This window comes from Vibrio makurazakiensis (assembly GCF_050337375.1).
GTDB lineage: Bacteria > Pseudomonadota > Gammaproteobacteria > Enterobacterales > Vibrionaceae > Vibrio > Vibrio makurazakiensis.
Map to the genome: position 1 here is coordinate 1 of NZ_JAKJSW010000282.1, position 4,302 is coordinate 4,302.

General features: G+C 43.5%; 5 protein-coding genes and 1 pseudogene. 5 read left to right on the forward strand and 1 reads right to left on the reverse strand.

What is annotated here, in order from left to right; translation table 11 throughout:
- Positions 1-138 precede the first annotated feature (138 nt).
- The 5 genes from L4C33_RS19945 to cydX all read left to right on the forward strand — a co-directional run bounded on the left by L4C33_RS19945 (position 139) and on the right by cydX (position 3,825).
- Complete coding sequence (locus tag L4C33_RS19945; protein WP_428814147.1) at positions 139-318, forward strand: hypothetical protein; 180 nt, start codon at positions 139-141, stop codon at positions 316-318.
- On the forward strand, positions 318-917 hold the full coding sequence (locus L4C33_RS19950) for an HvfX family Cu-binding RiPP maturation protein (RefSeq protein ID WP_428814148.1): 600 nt from the start codon (positions 318-320) through the stop codon (positions 915-917). The genes L4C33_RS19945 and L4C33_RS19950 overlap by 1 nt, the downstream gene beginning before the upstream one ends.
- A gap of 66 nt (positions 918-983) precedes the next feature.
- On the forward strand, positions 984-2,564 hold the full coding sequence (locus tag L4C33_RS19955; RefSeq protein ID WP_428814149.1) for a cytochrome ubiquinol oxidase subunit I: 1,581 nt from the start codon (positions 984-986) through the stop codon (positions 2,562-2,564).
- Between the two features lie 10 nt (positions 2,565-2,574).
- On the forward strand, positions 2,575-3,711 hold the full coding sequence (cydB, locus tag L4C33_RS19960; protein ID WP_428814150.1) for a cytochrome d ubiquinol oxidase subunit II: 1,137 nt from the start codon (positions 2,575-2,577) through the stop codon (positions 3,709-3,711).
- Between the two features lie 9 nt (positions 3,712-3,720).
- A complete protein-coding gene (cydX, locus tag L4C33_RS19965; protein ID WP_428814151.1) occupies positions 3,721-3,825 on the forward strand; it encodes a cytochrome bd-I oxidase subunit CydX in 105 nt (34 codons plus the stop codon).
- 204 nt (positions 3,826-4,029) lie between these two features.
- Here cydX and L4C33_RS19970 read toward each other — a convergent pair.
- A pseudogene (locus tag L4C33_RS19970) lies at positions 4,030-4,302 on the reverse strand (hypothetical protein); the annotation flags it as partial.

The window sequence follows — 4,302 nt, forward strand, 5'->3', positions numbered from 1 at the left end:
GTGTCTGCATGAACAACAAATGGGAGGTTGCTTAACCTCCCATTTGTTGTTCATGCAGACACTGTCACGTTCTTAACACGAAGGCGAAACTCACTTTACTACGCAGTCTACCGAGATACATCACAGCTCGTGATGACCTTGGCCTTAAAAGAAATAGACGTTGCGGTTATTCAAATGATCCAACAAGCAGAACTTCAAAGTCTAGCAACGCTAAAAAATAATATTGCTCAACAAGCGGCTAGTTTTGATTTTATTAATTGGATTGAACAATTTTGCAAGTTAGGTCTGCTAAATGTTCAACCATTAGGAGAAATATAATGATTAAGTCAGCTATCAACTGGTTCGATATTTTTGTCGAAAAATGTAAGAAATATGATTACGTCCCATTACTTTGCGTGCGTTTATATTTAATCCCAGTCATCTTCGTCGGTGCTYGTTCAAAAGTACTAGGTTTTGCAGGCACAGTCGCTTGGTTTGGTGCATCAACCGCTGATGGTGGTTTAAACCTCCCTTTCCCTGAGTTACTGGCGTTCTTAGCCGCAGCAACCGAGGTTCTTGGCTGTATTTGTATAGCCCTTGGCTTATTCACGCGCTTTATCTCTATCCCAATGATTTTCATGATGAGCGTAGCAAGTGCAATGGTGCACTGGAAACACGGTTGGGATGCTATTGCTACAGGTGGTATGGAAGCAACGGTTCGCCTAAATGGATTCATAGAGTGGCTAGCTGTTAACTTCCCAGGACGATACAACTACATTACTGAGCTCGGTGACCCGGTAATGCTAAACAACGGTATGGAGTTCGCTGGCACTTATTTCGTTATGTTACTTGTTCTACTCGCTTATGGTGGTGGTCGTTACGTAAGCCTCGACTACTGGCTAAACAAAAAACTTCGCTCTACCCCTACTAACGCTTAATCCCTAACACAAAAATTCTTTCAACCTAATCTTACCCACCACACTCTGTGGTGGGAAGGAGTCTCTATGTTTACAGATGTCGTTGATCTGTCGCGGTTTCAATTTGCAAGTACCGCACTCTATCACTTTATATTTATCCCACTGACTATTGGCCTTTCGGTTTTGCTTGGCGTGATGGAATCACTCTATGTGATGACGGGAAAAACCATTTATAAAGACATGACCAAATTCTGGGGTAAGCTCTTTGGGATAAACTTCGCGGTGGGTGTCGCAACGGGTTTAACCATGGAATTCCAATTTGGTACAAACTGGGCTTACTACTCACACTACGTTGGAGATATTTTCGGCGCTCCCTTAGCAATTGAAGCGCTCGTTGCATTCTTCCTAGAGTCTACTTTAGTCGGCATGTTCTTCTTTGGCTGGGATCGACTGTCAAAACGCCAGCACTTATCAATCACCTGGCTAACAGCACTAGGTTCAAACTTCTCTGGTTTATGGATCTTGATGGCGAACGGCTGGATGCAAAATCCAGTTGGCGCAGAGTTCAATTTTGAAACCATGCGTATGGAAATGACTGACTTTGTTCAGGTGATCTTTAACCCTGTCACACAAGTCAAATTTGTTCACACAGTTGCAGCAGGATACACAACAGGCGCATTGTTCGTTATGGGTATCAGTGCATACTACATGCTAAAAAACCGTGACTTACCTTTCGCACGTCGTTCATTCGCTATTGCGAGTGCATTTGGAATGGCAGCGATTGTCTCTACGCTTATGTTGGGTGATGAATCCGGCTATGAACTTGGTGATGTTCAACAAGTTAAATTGGCAGCAATTGAAGCTGAATGGCACACCGAAGAAGCACCGGCCTCGTTCACTCTATTCGGTTTTCCTAATCAGGAAACAATGGAAACTGACTATGCCGTTAAGATCCCTTATTTAATGGGGATTATTGCTACTCGTTCACTTGATGAGCCTGTAATCGGCATACGTGACCTTATGGCACAAAGTGAAGAACGTGTGCGCAGCGGTATTCTCGCTTACGGGTTACTGGAAAAGCTTCGTTCTGGCAATAAATCTGCAGAAAACATTGAGCAATTTGACCAAGTAAAAGACGACTTAGGTTATGGCTTACTTGTTAAGAAATATACAGACAAAGTGACTGACGCAACTGAAGAACAAATAAAGCAAGCAGCGAAGGACACCATTCCTACCGTTGCCCCACTGTTTTGGAGCTTCCGAATCATGGTGGTTTGTGGAATGTTGATATTCGCGGTTGTTGGCTTGTCATTCATCCAAACCTGTCTTGGAAAAATCGGACAAACTCGTTGGCTGCTTAAAGCGACATTACTTGCGATCCCTCTTCCTTGGATTGCATGTGAAATGGGGTGGTTTGTCGCTGAATATGGCCGCCAGCCATGGGCTATTGGTGAGATCCTTCCTGTAAACATGGCGGTATCAGACTTACCGGCATCAAGCATCTGGTTATCACTGGCTGCTGTTTATGTTCTGTATACCTTGTTCCTAATCGCTGAGATGTACCTGATGGTTAAATTTGCTCGCAAAGGACCAAGTGCATTAAAGACAGGACGCTATCACTTCGAACAGTCCGATTCGGACCTAAATAAACTTGTGGATCTTCATTAAGGATATATTGATGTTTGACTACGAAAACTTACGCCTATTTACATGGGCAATTGTCGGGGTATTACTGATCGGTTTTATCATCACCGACGGCTTCGATATGGGTGTCGGCGCGCTATTACCAATACTCGCGGATAATGATACCGAACGCCGAGTAATGATTAACTCAATTGCGCCTCATTGGGATGGCAACCAGGTATGGCTAGTGACTGCAGGTGGTGCGATCTTTGCGATTTGGCCTTCGATTTATGGTGCTGCATTCTCGGGCTTTTATCTTGCGATGTTGCTGGTTCTTGCGTCGTTATGGTTACGCCCTATAGGCATGGACTACCGCTCAAAGATTGATGACCCTCGCTGGCGTAAAGCTTGTGACGCAGCACTTGTTGTTAGTGGTTTTATTCCACCCATCATTTTCGGTGTAGGCTTCGGTAATCTATTAATAGGTGTACCTTTTGAGCTTAACGAATTCTTGATGTTTTCTTATAAAGGTGGGTTCTTCGATCTATTGACTCCGTTCCCTATACTTTGTGGACTAGTTAGTCTGGGATTAGTGTTAACGCAGGGCTCAGTATTCCTCTGCCTAAAAACAGAAGGCGCGTTACTTAGTAGAGCACAGAGGTTTGCAACGATCAGCGCGATTGTAACAGCACTACTGTTTATTGCCGGTGGTATCTATTCGACCATTGAGCCGGGATACATCATCACTAGCCCGATAGTAACGGATGCTGCATCGAACCCATTGACCAAACATGTAATGGTGTTTGAGGGGCTACTGCTTCATAACTTTGTGTCGCACCCTCTGCTTTGGTTAATCCCATTAGCTGGAATCATGACTTTGTTTTTAGCAAGTACAGCGGTTAATTACCAACGTCCAGGTGTCGCATTTGCACTGTCTAGCTTTTCAATTGCGAGTGTCATCCTTACTGCTGGTGTAGCTCTATTCCCGATGGTTATGCCATCAAGCTTGATGCCGTCTCATAGCTTAACCTTGTGGGACTCTACATCTAGCCAACTGACATTATCAATTATCTCGGTGGTTTCGATAATCGTAGTCCCTATCATCTTAGCCTATACAACATGGTGCTATTACAAAATGTTCGGACGCTTGAATAACCAATATATTCAAGATAACAGTTCGTCACTCTATTAAGGAAAACCTATGTGGTATTTTTGCTGGGTACTAGGTGTACTACTCGCCTGCTCTTTTGGGATCATTAACGCGCTGTGGTTAGAACATTCAGAAGCGTTCGAAAAAGAGWCATAGGTTACGACTAAACGTACACATAAATAACAAGATAATACCTTCGTTCTACTCAATGAGCGAAGGCATTTTAAAGATTGGGCTATAAAAAATGGAGGTGATGAGAAAATTGTGTGAGGCATTATTAATGAGACATTTTGTCTCCATCGTAAATATGTCGCTACAAAAAGTAAGGCTACTTAGTCAAAATATACCAATGTGACGTTATCAAACTGCTTTATCATTCAGAGCTTGTGTTTCATCAACGCCTTGTTGCCCTTCACTCTGCTTAGTCACTAACTTTTCATCTTCTRCGTCAGTAGGATGAAATTCTTCGAGGTTAGACTCTTCTTCGACTAAGTCTTGTTCTTCACTAGCGCCTGAGTCAATCTCAGGGCTGTGACCTTGATCGTCTAATTCATCCGTTATCTCGTCCACTTGCTCTTTAACCCAACCACGTAACTGACTGGCCACATCTGAAGAAAGGGACTTAACCGCTGA